Annotated in this window: 11 protein-coding genes and 1 pseudogene; 4 read left to right on the plus strand and 8 right to left on the minus strand. The window is 74.7% G+C overall.

The window, feature by feature from the left end:
* Nucleotides 1–11: 11 nt before the first annotated feature.
* The 4 genes from D476_RS0110250 to D476_RS0110265 form a co-directional block, all read right to left on the minus strand.
* Nucleotides 12–971: an MBL fold metallo-hydrolase gene (locus tag D476_RS0110250; RefSeq protein WP_017623859.1), complete on the minus strand. Its 960-nt coding sequence runs from the start codon at nucleotides 969–971 to the stop codon at nucleotides 12–14.
* Between the two features lie 204 nt (nucleotides 972–1,175).
* Nucleotides 1,176–2,033, minus strand: a complete 858-nt coding sequence (locus D476_RS0110255; protein ID WP_017623860.1) for a hypothetical protein — start codon at nucleotides 2,031–2,033, stop codon at nucleotides 1,176–1,178.
* Between the two features lie 67 nt (nucleotides 2,034–2,100).
* Nucleotides 2,101–2,403, minus strand: a complete 303-nt coding sequence (locus D476_RS32810) for a peptidase inhibitor family I36 protein (protein WP_017623861.1) — start codon at nucleotides 2,401–2,403, stop codon at nucleotides 2,101–2,103.
* A 483-nt stretch (nucleotides 2,404–2,886) separates the two neighbouring features.
* Nucleotides 2,887–3,459: a CGNR zinc finger domain-containing protein gene (locus D476_RS0110265; RefSeq protein WP_026123396.1), complete on the minus strand. Its 573-nt coding sequence runs from the start codon at nucleotides 3,457–3,459 to the stop codon at nucleotides 2,887–2,889.
* Nucleotides 3,460–3,529: 70 nt separating this feature from the next.
* Here D476_RS0110265 and D476_RS0110270 point away from each other — a divergent pair, with 70 nt between their 5' ends.
* Nucleotides 3,530–4,342, plus strand: a complete 813-nt coding sequence (locus D476_RS0110270) for a class I SAM-dependent methyltransferase (RefSeq protein WP_017623863.1) — start codon at nucleotides 3,530–3,532, stop codon at nucleotides 4,340–4,342.
* 483 nt (nucleotides 4,343–4,825) lie between these two features.
* Complete coding sequence (locus D476_RS32815; RefSeq protein WP_017623864.1) at nucleotides 4,826–6,058, plus strand: AI-2E family transporter; 1,233 nt, start codon at nucleotides 4,826–4,828, stop codon at nucleotides 6,056–6,058.
* Nucleotides 6,059–6,413: 355 nt separating this feature from the next.
* On the opposite strand, the gene D476_RS0110285 is transcribed toward D476_RS32815, so the two are convergent.
* The gene (locus D476_RS0110285) at nucleotides 6,414–7,277 is read right to left on the minus strand and encodes an IclR family transcriptional regulator (protein ID WP_017623866.1); all 864 of its coding nucleotides are present in this window, start codon (nucleotides 7,275–7,277) and stop codon (nucleotides 6,414–6,416) included.
* A gap of 111 nt (nucleotides 7,278–7,388) precedes the next feature.
* On the opposite strand from D476_RS0110285, the gene D476_RS0110290 reads away from it, so the two are divergent.
* Nucleotides 7,389–8,564 (plus strand): 4-hydroxybenzoate 3-monooxygenase, encoded by a 1,176-nt coding sequence (locus tag D476_RS0110290; protein WP_026123397.1) that lies wholly within the window; start codon nucleotides 7,389–7,391, stop codon nucleotides 8,562–8,564.
* A gap of 222 nt (nucleotides 8,565–8,786) precedes the next feature.
* Here D476_RS0110290 and D476_RS0110295 read toward each other — a convergent pair whose 3' ends face one another.
* Nucleotides 8,787–9,530, minus strand: a complete 744-nt coding sequence (locus D476_RS0110295) for a PIG-L deacetylase family protein (protein WP_026123398.1) — start codon at nucleotides 9,528–9,530, stop codon at nucleotides 8,787–8,789.
* A 105-nt stretch (nucleotides 9,531–9,635) separates the two neighbouring features.
* Nucleotides 9,636–10,283 (minus strand): hypothetical protein, encoded by a 648-nt coding sequence (locus D476_RS0110300; RefSeq protein WP_017623869.1) that lies wholly within the window; start codon nucleotides 10,281–10,283, stop codon nucleotides 9,636–9,638.
* A gap of 409 nt (nucleotides 10,284–10,692) precedes the next feature.
* Here D476_RS0110300 and D476_RS0110305 point away from each other — a divergent pair, with 409 nt between their 5' ends.
* Nucleotides 10,693–11,409: a creatininase family protein gene (locus tag D476_RS0110305; RefSeq protein WP_017623870.1), complete on the plus strand. Its 717-nt coding sequence runs from the start codon at nucleotides 10,693–10,695 to the stop codon at nucleotides 11,407–11,409.
* A gap of 107 nt (nucleotides 11,410–11,516) precedes the next feature.
* Here D476_RS0110305 and D476_RS32820 read toward each other — a convergent pair.
* Nucleotides 11,517–12,755, minus strand: a pseudogene (locus D476_RS32820) (lysylphosphatidylglycerol synthase domain-containing protein); the annotation flags it as partial.
* Nucleotides 12,756–13,871: the final 1,116 nt, after the last annotated feature.

The raw sequence follows: 13,871 nt of genomic DNA on the forward strand, positions 1-13,871 counted from the left end.
TCGGTCCTGCGTCAGTCCTGCAACTGGGCCCAGACCTCGCGGTCCCGCTCGGCGGTCCAGATGACCGGCCGCTCGATCCCGGAGAGCTCGTCCCACAGGCGGGAGACGTCGAAGGGCAGGCAGTGCTCGAAGATGGGCCAGTGGCCGTAGTCGGGGGCCAGCGCGGCGTGGGTGGCCTCGAAGGCCTCCTTGAGGGTGCCGCCGCGCGCGTGCACCGCGCCGACCCGGTCGAGCATGACCTCCAGGAAGGTGCGGGTCTGCTCGACGGCGGCGTCGACGGCCGCGCGGCCCCGGGTGACCGGGCCGCGCCCGCCGATGAGCATGTCGGCGCCGTAGGCGGCGACGCGGTCGAGGGTGGCGCCCGCCCAGTCGCGGTGGAAGGCGTCGCCGGTGTACAGGGCCGCCTCGGCTTCGACCAGGTCCCCGGCGTACAGGATGCGGTGGCGGGGCAGCCAGGCGACGATGTCGCCCTCGGTGTGGCCGCGCCCGACGTGCTCCAGGACGAGTTCGCCGCGGTCGCCGCCCAGGTCGATGGTCATCCGGTCGGCGAAGGTGACGGTGGGCCAGGTCAGGCCGGGGACCGAGTCGGGGTCCTTGGCCAGGCGCGGCATGCGGGCGAACTCGCTGGCCCAGTCCTCCTTGCCGCGCTCGGCGATGAGGTGCCGGGTCCTCTCGTGGGCGATGACCGCGTCGGCGCCGAAGGCGCTGGCGCCCAGCACGCGCACCGCGTGGTAGTGCGAGAGCACCAGGTAGCGGATGGGCTTGTCGGTGTGCTCGCGCAGCCGGGCCAGCCATTCCCGGGCGGCGGTGGGGGTGGCCATCGCCTCGAAGCAGACGAGGAAGTCCTCGCCTTCGATCGCGCCGATGTTGGGGTCGCCCTCGGCGGTGAGCGCGTAGACGCCGTCGGCGAGGACCTCGAGGGTCTGCTCCTTGTCGTCCAGGTCGGCCGATGACGCGAACGGCTTGGCCATTGCGGGTCCTCCTGTCCGGGGCCGCGTTCTGCGCGGCCGGGGGTCGCGGCGGTGAGGCGCGGATCACGCCTGCGACCCAAGGTGGCACCCGTCACACCTATAGGTAAAGCACAAGAAACCTCGGTTCGGCATTTGCGACATTTATGTTTCGGGTGCGCCGCCGCGCCCGGCGCCTCCCGCACGCGGCGGACGCGCCCGGGGAGGTCAGCCGTATTCGGCGATGACCTCGCGGGCGGCCGCGAGCTCGGCGCTCTTGGCCTGCGCGAACCCCTCGAACACATCGGGTTCCGCATGAACGGCCTCGAGCTGGATCCGGCTCTCGGCCCCGGACCACACCTCGACCAGGCGGGTGGCGCGCTTGCACCGGACGTCGGCCTCGGCGGCGGCGATCTCGTGGTCGGTCGGGCGCTCCGACCGCGCCCACGCGGGATCGCCCAGGACCTCCATCGGGTCGGCGTAGTCGAACCCGCCGTCCTGCATGCACGCGCTCCAGGCACCGAAGACGCGCTCGACCGCGGGATCCTCCATCGAGGCCTCGAAGGCCTCGGACTCGTAGGCGAACACACGCGATTCGGCGGGCGGGGGCACATCCTCGCGCAACCGGTCCTCCGCCCGCCCCCGGCACCCGCCCTCGCCGTCCTCGCCCTCGCCGCCGAAGGCGGCGCGCTCGTCCCCGGGGGACAGCTCCTCGCGCTCGTCGTGCACCCGCAGGCGCTCTCGCGTCTCCGGCGCGGGCGGGGGCATGTGGTACCCGTAGCGGGCGGCGACCTGCGGCTCGATCAGGCCGTACCGCCGCCGGTCCGCCGGCGCGGGGTCGCGCACCGGCGGCTCGAGGACCTCCCACTCCCTGCCGAGGCCGCGCATGCACGCGCGCATGAGCAGGTCCCGTGCGTACGCGACCTCCTGGTGGTCCACCACGGAGAGCCGGTACTCGTCGAAGGGGACGTGCAGGGCGTACACCTCCGGGGCGACCGGGACGGAACCGTCCTCCCCGGCCGCCCCGGAGCCCGCGGCGCAGCCCGCCGCGGCCAGGAGGGCGAGGGCCGCGCCGAATCCGCGCACGGACCGACCCGCGGCTCCCGTCCCCCTGTTCCCGGACCGTTTCGACACGGTTCCTCTCGACCGCCTCTCAGCCGTGGAAGATGATGCAGCTCGCGCGGTTGTCGAAGTCGTTGTTGGTCAGGTCCCGGTCCTCGGAGTTGGCACGGGCGTAGTAGGTGATGCCTCCACAGCTGCTCCCACCGTGCTGGTACATGGAGATTCCGTGGTCGGCGTGGTTCTTCATGGAGCTGATGTGGTCGTTCATGGCGCCGCCGCCGTCGAAGTAGTTGTTCGCCAGATTGCGGTCGCTTCCGTTGAACTCCTGGTTGCGGCCGTTGAAATCGTCGTGTTCGTAGACGTGGAAGTCGGCGGCGGCCGCCGTCCCGACCATTCNTTCCGGAGAATCCGAGGACGCCGACGCTCGCGATGATCGCGATCTTTTTCAGCACGGCACATTTTCCTTTCGGGGGCACGCTCCCCCGCAGCGATGTCCACAGGCAGCGGAATTGACGCTACACACAGGCTCCGAGCACCACAAGGGCCCCCTTCAAGGGTCGGGAACAAATGCGCCCGACAATAGCCGCGCCCCCCTTTTTTTTCGGGCTAATTGCTCGAATGAGGCGTTCGGGACTTCCGGTCCCCGCTTTCCGCCCTGCGGCGGAGCGGGGCGGTCCGGCGGCCGTCGCAGCGGCCGGCCCCGGCGGCGATTCGGCGGCGGGGGCCGGTTCCGCCGCCGGACCCGGTCGCGCCCGTTCTGGAGCGGTCTGCCGGTGGCGGCGGGCGGCGACGACCCCGCTCTCACCCCTCCCGCCCGCCTCCCATCAGGGGGTGGCCGGGGTGTCGGGGTACACGGTCGGCCTGCCCCTCAGAGGGATCAGCCCTCCCGCCTGCGCGCGCGGAAGGCCGCCGCCTTCGTCCGGTTCTGGCAGGCGGTCGAGCAGAACCGGCGCGTGCCGTTGCGCGAGGTGTCGGCGAACACCCGGTCGCACCGCTCCGCCGAGCAGATGCCCAGGCGCTCGGCCGACGCGCTGCCCAGGACCACGGCCAGCCCCGTCGCCATGGCGGCGGCCCAGCCCACCGCCCAGCGCGCGTCGACGGCGTGGAAGTGCAGGTGCCACGGCTCGTCGTTGTGCCGGGCCAGCACCGGCATCGCTCCGGTGTCGCCCATGAGGGCGTTGGCGCCCTCGCAGGCCGCGTCCATGTCCCCGGCCTCGACCTCGGCGAAGACCCTGTACATGCGGCGGGCGAGGCCGCGCAGTTCCTCGATCTCCCCAGGGGAGGGAAGGTCGCGGGCGTACTGCCGCCCGGCCTCGGCGAGCGCGTCGGCGAGCGCGTCCGGAGTGGCGGACCCGTCGTGCGGGCGGCCGCCCCGCTCCCCTGGGACCAGCAGGTTCACGGCGCGCACGGCCGCCTCCACCACACCGCTCATGTGACTGTCGAAATCCACTTGACCGGTCACTTCCTCACGCCGTAGGTTCGTCACTGTCGAAAACGATATCGATGGTTATGGAGGACGCGTGACCGCAACCGACCAGACCCCCCGTGTCCCGGCCGACGCCGCGGCCGAGTGGGTCGCGCGCTGGGACGCCCAGCAGGAGGGGTACATCCCCTTCCGCGAGGAGCGCTTCGCCGTGCACGCCGACGTCGTCGCCGCCGCCCTGGAGGGCGTCGAGGCCCCCGTCGTCGTCGACCTGGGGTGCGGCCCGGGGTCGTTGACCGCGCGGCTCGCCGAGCGCCTGCCGGGTGCCGCGTTCATCGGCGTCGACGCCGACCCCCTGCTGCTGGGCCTGGCCGAGGCGCACTACGGGGACACCGCGCGCTGGGTCCGCGCCGACCTGGCCGACCCGTCCTGGACCGAGGCGCTTCCGCCGGTCGTGCACGCGGCCGTGTCCACCACGGCGCTCCACTGGATGGGACGCGAGGCCCTGGCCGCCCTCTACCGGTCGCTGGCCGCGCGCACCGCCCCCGGCGGCGTGTTCGCCAACGCCGACCACATGCCGCTGCCCGAGGCGCGCATGAACGCGCTGGCCGCCGCGGTCGGGCGCGGGCGCACCGGACGCGCCGAGGCCGGGGGCCGCGGGGAGCGCGAGGAGTGGGGGCCGTGGTGGGACGCCGCCCTGGCCGACGACCGGCTGGCGCCCCTGCGGGCCGAGAAGCGCCCGACCCCGCAGACCACCGAGGACGCGCCCACGGGCGCCGCCGAACACCACCACGGCAGCAACCTGCTGTCGGCCGCCGACCACGTGGAGCTGCTGAGCGGGGCCGGGTACTCCTCGGCCGGGGTCGTGTGGCAGGCGGGCGACGACCACATGGTGGTGGCGGTGCGCTGACCGATGGCGGTGCGGGTCGAGCGGGAGGAAGGAGCGCGTCGGGTCGCGTCCGCCGCGGGGGTGCGGCACCCGTCCGACCGGGTCGGCACGCTGTTGTGGCTCTGGGGCGGGCCCGGACCAGCCCCGGAACCCCGACCGGCGCCCGTCCGACGGCGGATTCCGTCCCGCCTGGGCGGGGGGCACAGACGGCACGGGCTCTCAGGGCGGCACGGCGCACCTCCGGTCGGCCGCGTGCGGACCCGGTACCGGACCACCGCCGGACGGACCGGCCCCCACCTGGACGGATGCGGAGAAGACCGGCACCCGCCGGGCAAAGAAATCGCGAAACGCCGCGCGGCCGGGCACACGAAAGGGCGGCGGTCGGGTACGACCGAAGGCGGAGGGCGCCCGGCGCCGCCGGTCCCGCCCTCCCCCGTGACCCGCCCCTACCCGTTCGACCGCCCCGCTCGGCGCCCGGGCACCGCTGGAAACCGAGGACCACCCGTGAAAGACGACCCGTCCCTGCTCTACCGGCTCGGCGACGCCGCCTGGCGGATCCTGCTCATCGGAACCGTCATCGTCCTGCTGCTGTGGGGGCTGGCCTACGTCAAGGTCGTCTCCGTCCCCGTGATCCTCGCCGTCTTCCTCACCTCGCTGCTGATGCCCCTGGTCCTGCGCCTGCGGCGCCTCGGGCTGGGACGCGGCCCGGCCACCACCGGCGCCTTCCTGGGCGCCCTCATCGTGCTCGGCGGCGTCGTCACGCTGGTCGTGCGACCGGCGATCTCGGGGACCGAGGACCTGATCGAGAGCCTCGGCCAGGTGCCCGCCACCCTGCAGGAGTACGCCTACGCCCTGGGCCTGGACCCGCTTCTCCTCAACGACCTGGTGGACTCGGCCTCCCAGGAGGTCACCCGGATGGTCGAGCAGAACCGCCAGCAGCTCGTCACCGGGGTGTGGACAGCCGGGACCGCCGCCCTCGAAGTGCTGGTGGGGGCGCTGCTGGTGCTGGTGCTCACCGTGTACTTCCTGCACTCGGGCGACCGGCTGATGGACTGGAGCTACTCGCTGCTGCCGTCCGCCTCCCGGCCGGGCCTGCGCGCCTCGGCCGAGGCCGCCTACGGGGTGGTGGGCCGCTACATCCGCGGCGTGGCCACCGTGGGCCTGATCGACGCGGTCGGCATCGGCGTCCCGCTGCTGTTCCTCATCGACCCGGCGCTGGCCGCGCCGCTCATCCTGCTCACCTTCCTGGGCGCGTTCCTGCCGATCGTCGGCGCCTTCATCTCCGGGCTGCTGGCGGCGCTGGTCGCCTTCGTCACCGAGGGCCTGGTGACCGCGCTGATCGTGGTCGCGGTGGTGCTGCTGGTCCAGCAGGCCGAGAGCCACATCTTCGCCCCGCGCGTCTACGGAAAGGCGCTGGACCTGCCCAGCGCCGTGGTGCTGGTGGCCATCGCCTGCGGCGGCGTGATCGGCGGAATCCTCGGGATGTTCCTGGCCACCCCGGTGGCGGCGGTGGTGGCGACACTGCTGCGCGAGCGCCCGTTCGCCCAGGCCGAGGAGGGGGCCGAGGGCGCAGCGGGCGGCGGGGCGCGCAAGGACGCCGGCGCACCGGAGCCGTCGAAGGCGAAGGCGAGGGCGAAGGCCGCGCCCGCAGCCGCGGCCCCCGCCAAGGGCGCCCCCGAGAGCACCGGCGGCAAGGACAAGGGCGAAGGCGGGGGCGCCGCCGAAGAACACCCGTGAGCCCGCCCGCCACTCGCCCTGCACACTCTGCACGACGCGCACCCGGCTGACATCGCCCGCACGCAGCGCCTCGGGGCCGCGACCCGGGAGGAGAGGCGTCGTCCGTCGCCCACTCGAAACTCGTCGTCGCAGGAGATCTACAGGAGGGGGACCTCACCCCCGCCGGTGAGGACGCCCTGCCGGGGCCACAGCCGACCCAACGCGCGACGGCCACCGGCGAACGTCACCGACCGGGTTGACCATGTGGCCGCGCCGGGCTCCCCCAGGACCTCGGTGCAGTGCCGATCGGTCTCGGCCAGCGCTTCGTCCACACCCGTGGGGGCATCGAACCGGCGCTCGCCCCGTCGCATCGGGCTCAAGCGTCCCGGGCGCCGCGGCGCTGAACCGGCATCGGCGGAAGTTCGTGATCCAGCCCGGGGGCGGGGTCCCGTGCGGTCTCCACCAAACGGCGCGCGATGGCCTGGGCGGCCGCCTTGAGGGGCGGCACGAGGCGCGCCGGGTCGGCCCTGTGGCTCCGGACCACGATGCCCAGAGCGGCCTCTGGTGGCGCTGATCCGGCGGCCGAACCCTCCGCTTCCTCACCGGTCGGCCCCACCGGGACCGCGACCGACACCGACCCCAGGGTCATCTCCTCGCGCGTCAGCGCGTACCCGCGCCTGGCGGCATCCCGCAGCTCGCGCTCCAGGCGGCCGCGTTCGACCACGGTGAAGCCGGTGGGGCGCGACAGGGGCCGGTCGAGGTAGTCCTCGCGCACCTGCGGGTCCGCGCCCGCCAGGAGTGCTTTGCCGACACCGGTCGCGTGCAGCGGGAGCCGCCCGCCGACCCTGGACACGATCGGCACCGAGCGGTGCCCGCACAGCTTCTCCACGTAAAGCGCGTCGCAGCCGTCCCGGACCGCCAAGTGGACGTTCTCCCGTGTCGCCTCGTAGAGGTCCTGCATGAACGGCAGGGCGACCTGCCTGAGGCGGCTCGACACCGGGGCCAGCAGCCCCATCTCCCACAACCGGTTGCCGATCCTGAAACGGCCGTCGCTCCCCCGCTCCAGTGCCCGCCACGCCTGCAGTTCACCGGCGAGGCGGTGCGCGGTCGCCAGCGGCAGGTCCGCCCGGCGCGCCAGCTCGGAGAGGGTCAGCGCCGGATGGGCCACATCGAAGGCGGCGAGCAGGCGCAGCGCGCGCCCGGTCACGGAACGGGCGTCCTGCCCGGCGTCGGCGGCCATGCGCGCCCCTCTCCGGCCTCGCCGCGGGGCCCCCGCGGCCGGCCCCCGAGGCCTTCCACTGAACGGAAGCCCAGACTAGCCGTGACCCGGACCACCTAGTTGGGTGGCCCCATGCGCACACGAGTCGGAATCCTCGGAGCCGGTCCCGCGGGCCTAGTGCTGTCCCTCCTGCTCGCCGAACAGGGCATCGCGTCCGTGATCGTCGAGACGCGCACGCGCGAGGAGATCGAGCGGACCATCAGGGCCGGTGTCCTGGAACAGGGGACCGTCGACCTGCTGGTGCGGCACGGGGTCGGCGACCGCGCGCTCGCCCAGGGCGCCCGCCACGACGGGGTCGAGCTGCGGTTCGGCGGCGCGCCGCACCGCATCGACTTCGCCGGGCTGGTCGGCCGGTCGGTGTGGCTCTACCCGCAGCACGAGGTACTCAAGGACCTGATCGCCGCGCGCCTGGCCGCATCGGCGGACATCCGGTTCGGCTGCTCTGAGGTGGAGCTGCGCGGGATCGGCGGCGACCGCCCGGCCATCGCCTTCACCGGCGCCGACGGGGCGCGGGAGGAGCTGGAGTGCGCGGTGGTGGCCGGGTGCGACGGGTCGAACGGGGTCAGCCGCCGGTCGATCCCCGAGGCGGCGCGGACCGAGCACTTCCGCGCCTACCCCTTCGGATGGTTCGGCATCCTCGCCGAGGCGCCGCCGTCCTCGGAGGAGCTGGTCTACGCGCACTCCGAACGGGGGTTCGCGCTGATCAGCACGCGCAGTCCGAAGGTGCAGCGGATGTACTTCCAGTGCGCCCCGGACGAGGACGCCGACTCCTGGAGCGATGCGCGGATCTGGGACGAGCTGCAGGCGCGCGTGGCCGGGGGCGGCTTCTCCCTGCAGGAGGGGGCGATCTTCCAGAAGGGGGTGATCCCGATGCGCAGCTTCGCGTGCGAGCCGATGCGGCACGGCCGCCTGTTCCTCGCCGGGGACGCCGCGCACGTGGTCCCGCCCACGGGGGCCAAAGGGCTGAACCTGGCGGTGGCCGACGTGGCCGTGCTGGCGCGCGCGCTGACGGAGTTCTTCACGACCGGCGCTCAGACGGGCTTGGACGACTACAGCGCGACGGCTCTGAGGAGGGTCTGGCGGGCGCAGCACTTCTCGTGGTGGATGACCTCGATGCTGCACACGCCCCCGGACGCGTCCCCGTTCGACATCCGGCGCCAGCTCGGCGAGCTGGATATGGTCACGGGAAGCAGGGCGGGGTCGGCCTACCTGGCCGAGGCGTATACGGGGTGGCCGTTGGAGGCGTGAGGCGCGCCTGCCCGGCGAACCTCACGGATCGCGACACGCCCTGCTCTGCGGACCGGCGGGGGAGTGCTGGGTGGATCGGGGCCGCACAGGCCGCCCCGGGGCACGGCCTCAACGGCGAGTGGGGCGGCGAGCCCCGAATCCGCCCCGGACCGCGGCGGCGGACCGCTACGCGGCCCTCAGCTGCGATGGCCCAGGGCGGGGGCGGCGGCCGGGCACGGCCCCTCAGGCGTCCAGGACCTCGAACTCCACCGCGAGGTCGACTCCGTTGCGGACACCGGCCTCCGTGGCGGCCCTGCGGAGCATGGCCTTGTGGTCGAAGCCCTCCAACGCCGCCATGTACACCTCGTGGGCGTCCAGGGATGCGATCCCCGTCCGCAGGTCGTCCTCCCCGAAAGAGGTGTAGTGGGTGGCCCGGGGCGAGGCGGCGAACGCCACCGCGCGCACGCCCTTCCACGCCTTGAGCCCCTCCTCGGCCAGCTCGGGGAAGACCCACGTGTTGGCGGCGTCGCGGACCGCGTCGATCAGGGCGGGCCCGAGCACCCGGTGGTCGGCGTGGTTGTAGGAGCCCTGCCCCGGGAAGTGCTCGCGGAAGTTGATGGACAGCACCACCTCGGGGCGGCGCTCGCGGATGGAGCGCGCCAGCGCGCGGCGCAGGTCCAGGCCGTACTCCAGGGTGCCGTCGGGGAAGTCCAGGAACTCCACGCGCTCGGCGCCCACGATGCGCCCGGCCGCGCGCTGCTCCTCCACACGCAGCGGACCGGCCTCGTTCGGCGGCACCGTCTCGATCCCGGCCTCGCCCCTGGTCACCAGCAGCTCGGAGACCTGCTTGCCCTGGCGCACCCACTTGGCGATGGCGGACGTGGCACCGAATTCCAAGTCGTCCGGGTGCGCGACCACGGCCAGCGCGCGGGTCCAGTCCTCGTCGAAGGGCTTCAGGTGCCTGTCGTTCATGTCGTGAGCAGCCATAGGGGCGACTCTAGCGGCGAGGCCCGTCCCGGCCCCGCTCCAGCGCCCGCCCGTCGGCGAGAACCCCCGTGGCCGGTTGCGGACACCGTGCGGCCGGAGCGGGCATCAGCGGCCTTCGACCGTCTCCCACAGCTCCGACACCAAGCGGCCCTCGCCGGGGATCGAGTAGAGCTCGCTCGGCGTCTGTGCGCCGTCCTCCAGGGTCGTCGGGCAGGCTCCGCCGTACATCCCGCCCAGGACGGTGTCCGGGTCCCGCTCGATCTCGAACTCGGCCTCGTGCACGGGCTCCCCCGTGGCCAACTCCCGCACGTCCACGGTGAACCGCTGCGAGTACATCGCCACGGTGCGCTGTGTCGGATTCGTCGAGTCGTACGAGGAGTCCCGGTAGAGGCACTCACCGAGCCGCTCCCCCGGCCCCTGCCCCTCGACGCAGGCCAAGAGCTCCACGTCCTCGGCGGCCTCGGGGGTCCAGCCGGACACCGTGTTCTGACTGGACACGGACGACTCCCCCTCCAGGTCCGCCAACTCGAACCGGTCCGGGGCCCGGTCGTCCTCGGGCGCGTTGAGGAACACCGCCACCGTGTGCGGGGGCTCGGGCGCCGCCTCCCGCGCCTGGGTGTACCGGCCCTCCGGGGCGTCGCAGAGTCGCCCGAGCTCCTCAAGGGAGTACTCGACGAACTCCTCGCCGCCGACGGCGCCCCGGACCGAGGACGGCAGCACGGCGGCGCAGCCGCCCGCGAGCAGGGACAGCACGGCCGCAGAGGCCGCGGCCTTGACCGTCCCGGAGGCACGCCTGGGACCGCGAGGAGGGGTGGGCGACGGCACGGCGGTCCTTTCTCGCTTCCGGGGGGCGAGCGTTCGTGGGGCGGCTCGGAACGGTCGAACACCGAACGCGTCCGGCAGACTACAGCCCTTCCGACCGCGCCCCGCACCGCCCCCCAGGGGGCGCCCCGGGCTGCGTCCGCTGGAGTGGTGGAACCTCTCGCGGCCGCGACCGCCCTACGCCGGGAGGCCTTCGGCCGCCCGGCAGGTGACCCGCCCTGCCCGGCGCGGACGCCGCGCCGCCCCGGGCGGACGCAAGTGGCACCGCTCCGGTGACGCGGCCGCGACCCGCGCCCCGCCCGGTGCCGCGGGCCCGGCTCACTGTGGTAATCGGGATGCCATGGACGCTCACCGGCACCTGCTGCCCATGGACACCTCCGCCGACGCCGAACACCGGCAGGGGCGCACGGCCCTGCTGCCGATCGGCAGTTTCGAGCAGCACGGCCCCCACCTGCCCTCGGCCACCGACACCGTCATCGCCTGCACCATCGCCCGGGAGATCGCCGCGCAGCACCCGGTGCAGGTACTCCCGCCGCTGACGCTGTCCTGCTCGCACGAGCACGAGGACTGGCCGGGGACGGTGAGCATCTCGGCGTCCACCCTGCTGGCGGTGGTGCGCGACGTCGCCGCCTCGGTCCGGCGCTCGGGTGCGGCGGGGCTGGTGCTGGTCAACGGGCACGGCGGCAACTACGCCTTGGGCAACGCGGTGCAGGAGGCGCGCGGGGAGCTGGCGCTGTTCCCCGGGCCGTCCGACTGGGCCGCCGCGCGCCGCGCGGCCGGGCTGGAGACGAGCGCCGACGCCGATATGCACGCGGGCGAGGTCGAGACGTCGATCCTGCTGCACGCCCACCCCGAGCTGGTGGGGCCGGGCTACGCGGATGCCGACCACGACGCCGAGGACCGGCCGCACCTGCTGACGCTGGGGCTGCGCGCCTACACCGCGTCCGGGGTGGTGGGGCGCCCCTCGCTGGCCACGGCGCACAAGGGCGCGGCGGTGCTGGCCGACCTGTGCGCGTCCTTCGCTGCGCTGCCGCCGCTGTCGCCGCGCGGCGGCTGATCCCCCGCCCGGCGGCTCAGGGCCAGGACCACGGCCCCGGGCAGGCTCGCCGCCAGCGCCAGCAGGCCGTAGACGACGGCGGTCGCCAGCCCCAGTTCGGCGCCGAGCCCGGCGGTGCCGAACGCGGCGGCCGTGGCGGCCTCGCGCGGGCCCCAGCCTGCGGCATTGGCGGGGATGGCCATGGCGAGCAGGGCCACCACGGCCGGGGGCACCAGGTCGACGGCGGGGGCGGCGGCTCCGGCGGTGCGGGCGGCCACCAGGAAGAGGACGACGTGCCCGCCCAGGACGGCGGCCGAGAGCACGGCGACCCGCGGGCCCAAGCGGCGCGCGAACAGGGTGGCGCGGGCGTCGGCGGCAACGGCCCGCACGGCGCGGCGCACGCGCGGCAGCGCGGTGCCCCGGCGCGCCCAGGCGAGCAGGGCGGCCGCGCCCGCGGCGGCGGCGAGGACGGCGACGGCGGCCGCCTCCGGGTCCAGCAGGCCCCACCAGGCGGGCAGCACGGCCAGGAGCAGGACCCCGACGGCGATGAGGAGCGCCTGCCCGGCGGTGCGCTCCAGCACGACGGCGCGGACCCCGGCGCCGAGGGCGCCGCTGCGGCGGCCGTGGTCGACGGCGCGGTGCACGTCGCCCAGGACGCCGGTGGGCAGGACGGCGTTGAGGAAGAGGGCGCGGTAGTAGGCGGCGACGGCGGGCCCGGTGCGCAGGGGCAGGCCCAGGGCGCGGGCGACCAGGACCCAGCGCCGGGCGCTGAGCAGGGTGGTGGCGGCGCCGATGGCCAGGGCCGCGGCGGTGGCCGCGGCCGCGGGTCCGGCGCCGACCGTGCCGAGGGCCGCCGCCACGGCGGCGAGGTCCAGCCGCCAGGCCAGGACGCCGAGCACGGCCAAGGCGGCAAGGACCCGCACCCACGGCCACAATGCGGACGGCGCCCCGCTGCGCCGCCGGTGCTCAGGTTCAGTCACATCGGTCGGCTCGGTCACCATCGCGCCCCCGTCCGGCACTCCGCCCTGCGGCGGGCCAGGGGGCCATGATGCCACCGACAACCGCACCGATCGCCCCGATTCGCGAACATTCACCGCCCCTCTCTCCTTGCCTGCCCCGGCAGGCCCGGATCGATGCAGGCCATGGCATCGCGGTGGAACAGCCGCCACCCCGCGCACGCCCCCACCCGGCCACCAGGCCGTCGGCGTTCCAGGCGGCAAGGCGACGCCGACGGAGGTCGGAGGCCCTCGCCCCAGCGCTGTCGACCGCGCGGCGTGGGCGCGGCCGGTGCGGTGGGTGCGGTGGGGCGGGGACGGCGCGAGCGGGGCGGTTCCCGGGTCCTGTCTGCCGTCCGGCGGGCTCCTCATGGTCCGGGCAAGCAGCGGCCCAGCAGGTGCCCCGCTCGGTGGCCCCGGCCGGGCGGCGGGCCGCCGGAGCGCAAGGAAAAGCAGCAGCGACGACGAAGGTCAGAGGCCCTCGCCGCAGCGCTGTCGGGTGTCGGGCGTGCGGGTGGTCGCCGTTGATGGCGGCGACGGGGTGAGCGGGGCGGTTTCCGGGCCCTGCTTGCCGGGCGGCGGGCCCCTCGTGGTCCGGGTGGCCGGCGCGGCGGGGTGGGCGGGTGCTCGTCCGCGCTCGTGGCGGCCGCCGGGCCGGTGCGCCCGCCGGGGCCGGATTCGGGGCCTGCCGGGGCGCGGGAGGGCCGGTTCGGGCATCCAGTGTGCACGAAAGTGCACACTGGATGCGCCAGAGTGGCCCGAACTGCACACTCGTTGCCCCTGGGGAGCGAGAAGCGGACATAACGGGCACCGGGAGGGGGTCGGTGGTCCTGCGTGGCGGAGCCGCCCCCGACTGCCGGTTGCGCGGCGGCTCCGCCACGCAGGATGCCCTCGGGGTGCTCGTGGGGGCCGGAAGGCGGGTTCCGGGGCGGCCGGTACCGGGCCGGTGTCCGCTTCGCCCGGTTCCCTGGCCGCCGGGACCCCTTCTGCGCACTGTTCGACGCCCGGGGCGGCCCCGCGGGCGGTGCGGGTGCGCGTTCATCGCGATACCAGAACGGGTTCTGCCTCCAGAAGGGCCCCAAACGGCACACCGTGGCCGTTTGCCGGGCCCGGCATCACCGCGTGTAGCCGATATCGGCCCCGCGCGGGCCCCGGAGGTCCGACAGGGACGCCTGGGCGGGCCCGCGCCCGGCGCCGCACCCGGACCGAACCCCCTAATCGGGCACGAACCGGGCATACCGTTTGCAGAACATGTTCTGGAATCGCGCTCTTCGTCGCTCCGGGGCCGCCAGGAACGTCGCTGGGCGCGCATCCCGCCCCCGCCCGCACCTAACGCGGAGTATTCTCCCAGTTCACACCCCTGACGGGGTTCGCTGCGCAGGCCCGGAGGCCGCCCCGGGGGTCGAAGAGCGCGAACCCTGGTGCCGCGCCGCCCCGCCCAGACCGCGAGGGGCTCACCGCCCGGCAGGCGGGGCCGGGGAAGCGCCC

Source organism: Nocardiopsis chromatogenes YIM 90109 (assembly GCF_000341185.1).
GTDB lineage: Bacteria > Actinomycetota > Actinomycetes > Streptosporangiales > Streptosporangiaceae > Nocardiopsis_A > Nocardiopsis_A chromatogenes.

What these genes read in the sequence shown, in the direction of transcription:
- D476_RS0110250 (WP_017623859.1), bottom strand. Translation starts at nt 971, where the DNA reads ATGGCCAAGCCGTTCGCGTCATCGGCCGACCTGGACGACAAGGAGCAG.
- D476_RS32810 (WP_017623861.1), bottom strand. Translation starts at nt 2,403, where the DNA reads ATGGTCGGGACGGCGGCCGCCGCCGACTTCCACGTCTACGAACACGAC.
- D476_RS0110285 (WP_017623866.1), bottom strand. Translation starts at nt 7,277, where the DNA reads ATGGCCGCCGACGCCGGGCAGGACGCCCGTTCCGTGACCGGGCGCGCG.
- D476_RS0110290 (WP_026123397.1), top strand. Translation starts at nt 7,389, where the DNA reads ATGCGCACACGAGTCGGAATCCTCGGAGCCGGTCCCGCGGGCCTAGTG.
- D476_RS0110295 (WP_026123398.1), bottom strand. Translation starts at nt 9,530, where the DNA reads ATGGCTGCTCACGACATGAACGACAGGCACCTGAAGCCCTTCGACGAG.
- D476_RS0110305 (WP_017623870.1), top strand. Translation starts at nt 10,693, where the DNA reads ATGGACGCTCACCGGCACCTGCTGCCCATGGACACCTCCGCCGACGCC.